Here is a 5541-nt window from a genome sequence, read left to right on the forward strand (position 1 = left end):
CCTTATATACTCTGAACTACATTATTCAACAGTTAAAACTTAATTTTTTATTGGGAGGATTTACAATGAAATTATTAAAAATAAAACATATAATTCCTTTGTCTGCAGCAGCAATTACATTCATATGTAATCAAAGTGCAGCTGAGGCTTCCACCATTCATACAGTAAAAAAGAATGATACACTTTGGGGTATCAGTAAACAATATGGAGTTTCAATACAATCTATTAAACAAGCGAATAATAAAGGAAACGATCAAACTTTTATTGGTGAACAGTTAAATATTCCAGGATCTATGAAATCAAATGAGATCACTGTTCATCAAAACGACAAACCTAAGAACATCTCTGGACAAATTATTTATCAAGTACAGCCTGGAGATTCATTAGAAACTATAGCAAAGCGTTACAATGTTACCGTTCAATCTATAAAACAAATTAACAATACAGTCGGAAACAAGCTTTATACAGGACAACATTTAAAAATTAATTCAAGTATTTCAGAAAAAGAAAAAGACTTAATGGCAAGCTTAGTTACTGCTGAAGCAGGTGGCGAATCATATAAAGGAAAAGTAGCAGTAGCAAAAGTTATATTAAATCGTGTAAATGCAAAAGGTTTTCCAAATACAATAACAGGAGTTATTTATGAACCTATTAAACACGGATATGCATTTACCCCTGTTACAGATGGAAGAATTAATCAGCCTGCAAGCGCAGAAGCAAAAATGGCAGTAGAAGAGGCTATCTCCACAAATGGAATACATTCTGATTGGCTTTATTTCTATAATCCGAAAACATCAACAAGCAAATGGATTACTACACGTCAAACAGTAGCAGTAATCGGTAACCACGTCTTCGCTAAATAAAACTGTAATTTTCTTCAGATTTATTCACTTAACAAATATTTCAAATGATTAACAGACCTCTTTACTTAAAAGGTCTGTTCTTTTTATAGCTAAGCTTTTTATTAACCATATGATAAAATGATTGTTTAAAAGTATCTCTCTTTTCAAATAAAAACATTTGTATTTACTCCACCACTCAGAGAAATTAAAAAAGCATCAAGTTCAAAAACTCCCTCTTTATTAATAAAAGCTATTTCTTAACTTCATAAAAGTGTTATACACTAAGAAAATAAAAAACAAACTATTCGTTAGCAGGTGAAAGAATATGTATGATGTTACAATTATCGGAGCTGGAGTAAGTAGCATCTTTATGGCTTATTCATTAGCCCAAAGTAACAAAAAGATTTTAATTCTTGATAAAGGTAAAGCGCTAAAAGATCGCCATTGTCCTTTAGACCAAGGAAAAGTGTGTAATTGTACTACATGTGATAAATATTTCGGATTTGGTGGTTTAGGAAAATCTGAAGGGAAATTTAATTATACAAATGGATTTGGTGGCGAACTTGAGCAAAAAGTAGGTAAAAAAGCTTTTATACAACTCATGGCTGAAGTAGATAAAATTCTATGTCAGTTTGGCGGAAGTTCGGTTTCAAAATATTCTACAGAAAATCTAAATCTCACTAAGAGAGCTGAAGCGTGTGGTTTACAAATGCTCACAACAGAAGTAAGGCATCTTGGCACTACACTTTCAAGTAACATTTTTCAGCAGCTCTATGAATTTTTACTTACCAAAATAGATATCCAATTTCATATAGATGTACAAAATATCGTTAAGCAGAAAGACCATTTTAAAATATATACAAATCAAGAAACTGTCCATTCTAAGAAATTAGTATTTGCAACCGGTCGTTCCGGGGCGGATTGGTTAAAAGAAATGTGCACTTCTCTAAATATTTCTCAGGAGCAAACCCGTGTAGATTTAGGTATTAGGGTAGAGATGAAAGAACATCAATTACGTTCTATATTAAAAGATACATTTGAGACGAAACTTTCTTATCAGCATGAACATTTCACGGCTACTACTTACTGTATGAATCCAAAAGGACGTATTATTCGAAAGTACGAAGAAGGTTTAGTTATGCCTGACGGTCAAAATTTTCGAGAGCAAGGAACTGGCACTTCTAACTTAAATTTCACTTTATTTATCCCGCGCTATTTTCCAACTCTCAAAGAAGCAAATGTATACGCAAGTTCAATTATTAAAAGCATTAACCAAGGACGAGATCGGATTGTTATACAGCGTTTAGAGGACTTAATAAAGAAACAACCTACAGCCGAGAACAACATGAAACATAATCGTATACAGCCTACACTACACGGAGATTATGGAGATTTGAATAAGGAAATCCCTCAATTATATATTGAAGGACTCAAAAAATTTTTATTACGTTTAGAACAATTTATCCAAGAACCTATCGATAAAGATACTTTATTATATGGAATTGATGGAAAATTCTATGCTCCTACAATAAAAATCAATAACCATTTTGAAACAAGTATGGATGGGCTATTTTTAATTGGAGATTGTTCAGGCGTCACTCATTCATTATCTCAAGCAGCTGCAAGTGGTCTGTATGTTGGAAAATATTTATCAGACATTTAATTACTCTAATCAAATGGAAAGGGAGCAACTAATTGCTATTGCTCCCTTTTCCCTATTAATTCTCTTATAACACATGATGCAATCTGCTATTAAAAAGAACGTACATATTATACAGATGTAAACAAAAAACAACTCCAAAATCAACTTTTATTGTATATTTTGGAGTTACTTTACGTTTATTCTATGATTGTTTCTAAAGGTAAATCTGTATAGGAATTATCCTCACCTATATTCAAGATTACTTCACATTGACGTAATCTCAATTCAAAGAGCTTTATAGGATCATGATAAACTTCAGGGTTTGATTTCATTTTATGCAGCTTATCTTGTTTTTCTTTTATTTCTAAATGAGTATTTTCTACAGCTTGTTCCAACGCGCCAAATGGATTTCTAAAGAACATATTAATATCCCGCTCTTGTGTGTTTTCAAACAACTCAAACTGCAAGAAAAATTTCTTCATAATAGAAGCCGTTACATCGGTATAATCTTCATTTTCTAAATACTGTTTGTATTTGTTATATAGCATAGCTTTATTTTTAGGAAGAACTCCAAATAATTTACCGGCACTTTTCAGTAAAAATTGTGCTGGTGTAAATCGGCGTAAAATATTTACTTCTTCCATTTGTATTCTAGTTGTCATTCTATCAGTATCTCTGCGCCAGTCATCAATTACTTTAAAGTCACATTCTAACTGTATTCGATTTTCTCCAAATAAAGAATTAAGTCCTTCACTGGTTTCTTCTAAGTACAATTGACTTTGAAGGAGCTCGTTATTAGAAGTCGCAATCCAATTTTGCATAGAGCGAGCAAGATTAGGTAATACAGTTTGTTCTAGATATTGTTGCACTCTTTTATTCATCGCTGTGTTTAGTTCAATATCAATGTGACCAAAATCGCTTTCTTCACTAATTAAATCGGAACAACTCTGCAATAGTTTCGGAATATGTTCTGTAAGATCATTAGTAATTTCATTTTTCATTGTACGATATGATTCTGTAATTAAATGAATTTTTTCCTTCTCAAAAGCAGTAAGGTTATTAATACAAGCATTTAGTTTAACTAACATATCTTCATTCCAATTAATAGAATCCACTAGATTATTTTCCCTCTCGACGCGTTTATCCAAAAGATATGTAATTGTTTTTCGAATGAAAAACAATAGCTTTTCAGTACGTTCTGCATCGATATTTTTATGGTTAAAGTTAAAATGAATAAACTCAGTTAAATCGTTTAGTTGTTTACTATTTGTATATAACGAAGAATAAGGGAAAACTCTTGCATTAGGGAAATATGTATTTATTCTCACTTGCGTATCTTGTATAACTCTTTTTGCTTCTGCTTCATTGTAAATGTTATCGATTTTATTTAATAAGAAATGAACTTGTAGATTTGGTGTATGTTCTTGAATACTTAATAGAATGTCACGTTCTTTGTCAGTAAAAGGTGAATCCGTATTCAATACGAATAATAATTCATCTACAGAGTTTAAATATTCAAACACCTCATCTCTCGCGTCATTGTTCCTATTAAAGCTAGGTGTAACAACGAATGTAAGTTTATTTTTACTTAAAAACCTGCATGGTAATTTAAATTCAACACATGCTCTATCTCTATATGTTTGACGGTGCACTGCCATCATGTTATGGAAATCAGAGAAATTCTCAGTTGTTGTAATTTCCGAATCTGTTATAGCGTTAATTTCTGTATAAGCGTCATTTTTAAAAACAACAACATTTGAGATTGAGTTTTCTAATATATTTTCTCCTAAAATAGAGTTAATAAATGACGCTTTTCCGTTTCCTGAAGTTCCAGTTACTAATAGGCGATTTGTTTTTAAATCTGCAAGCTCGCCTACTAACCAGCTAAATCGGTGACCCATTTCTAAATCATGTTCTTGTGCCCACCCTGTAATAGATTCAAAAAGATGTAAACTATACTCTAAGCCATTCACATGATTAATAGAATATGACAGTAGGTTTTCCGCATATTTTATATCCGCTGAATCTATTTTGGAAGGAAAAATCTCATCCCATGCCAATACTGCTGCAGATGGAAATACAGCATGAGAGGGATTGACTACCTTTAACCAATTTGTTAACAGATTTGGAATAATATCGTGTAATTGTCTAAGCATATATTGACCTTGAATTAATTCAAAGTATGTTTCTTCGTAAAGAGAAGAAATTTCGTCCCATATATCGGACGAATGCATTTCGATATGTATGAAAAATTCATTTATTGTGTTAAGCCATAATAAGTAATTTTGTTCATCTTTATAGCTGTGCCAAAGTGATGAAACCATTTGCGTAAATTGTACTTGATCTACATTATTTAATGTAACTAATACTGTATAAAAATAATCTGGTGAAATATTTTTAGTAAATCCTTTATCGATATATTCTTTTAGAACCTCAAACCACGGATAAGATTCTGTTCGAATTAACTCGTTCACAGCAAGCTCTACTGCACTATCAAAATCTTGCTGTTCTTCATAAAAGGAACGTGCAATTGTTGTGACGCTTGGATAATCGGGATTTAAAGAAACCGCTTCTTTTATAACAGCGAAAGCTGAATCAAAATTATTTTGCTCGATGTAAAGAGACAGTAATTGCAGTACAATTTCGGTCATAAGTATTTTGTTATCAGTAGTAATGGAAGTATACACATTTTCAGCAACTGATAATTGGTTAAGTTCGAAGTAAGCATCCGCAATATTTTTTTGTGCCCATGGCGCTAATTCATTACTAACTTTCTCCCATTTAAAAATAGCTGCTTCAAAATCTTGATGGTGATAATAAAATTCACCTTGTGCAAAACGAATATAAGATCCATCAGAAATCTCATTTTTTTCTTCGTTTACATAAGCTTCTCCAAGTACTTGAAGAGGTGGGTGTGTTTCATTCTCCATTAAGAATGTTTCATAATACATCTTTTTTATTAATTGTTTTTCTAATCTCATCTTTTCCCCCACTATATCTCGAAAATACATTTTTCGAGATATGTCAATACTTTTTTGTATGTATGCTTTTTATCTT

General features: G+C 31.7%; 3 protein-coding genes. 2 read left to right on the top strand and 1 reads right to left on the bottom strand.

The window, feature by feature from the left end:
- The first annotated feature begins 65 nt into the window (after positions 1-65).
- Together V7038_RS28240 and V7038_RS28245 are read left to right on the top strand one after the other, a co-directional pair.
- Positions 66-863 carry a cell wall hydrolase gene (locus V7038_RS28240; RefSeq protein ID WP_199659953.1) on the top strand — a complete coding sequence of 266 codons (798 nt, stop codon included), beginning with the start codon at positions 66-68 and terminating at the stop codon, positions 861-863.
- A gap of 304 nt (positions 864-1167) precedes the next feature.
- On the top strand, positions 1168-2505 hold the full coding sequence (locus V7038_RS28245; RefSeq protein WP_335695992.1) for an NAD(P)/FAD-dependent oxidoreductase: 1338 nt from the start codon (positions 1168-1170) through the stop codon (positions 2503-2505).
- Positions 2506-2681: 176 nt separating this feature from the next.
- Here V7038_RS28245 and V7038_RS28250 read toward each other — a convergent pair whose 3' ends face one another.
- Entirely contained in the window at positions 2682-5465 is a 2784-nt protein-coding gene (locus tag V7038_RS28250; protein ID WP_335695993.1) for a dynamin family protein, read from the bottom strand.
- Positions 5466-5541 lie beyond the last annotated feature (76 nt).

The sequence above is a fragment of the Bacillus sp. JJ783 genome, assembly GCF_036963225.1.
Lineage (GTDB): Bacteria > Bacillota > Bacilli > Bacillales > Bacillaceae_G > Bacillus_A > Bacillus_A cereus_U.

Excerpts from the sequence above, each read along its gene's own strand:
- V7038_RS28240 (WP_199659953.1), top strand. The coding sequence starts at position 66 with ATGAAATTATTAAAAATAAAACATATAATTCCTTTGTCTGCAGCAGCA.
- V7038_RS28245 (WP_335695992.1), top strand. The coding sequence starts at position 1,168 with ATGTATGATGTTACAATTATCGGAGCTGGAGTAAGTAGCATCTTTATG.
- V7038_RS28250 (WP_335695993.1), bottom strand. The coding sequence starts at position 5,465 with ATGAGATTAGAAAAACAATTAATAAAAAAGATGTATTATGAAACATTC.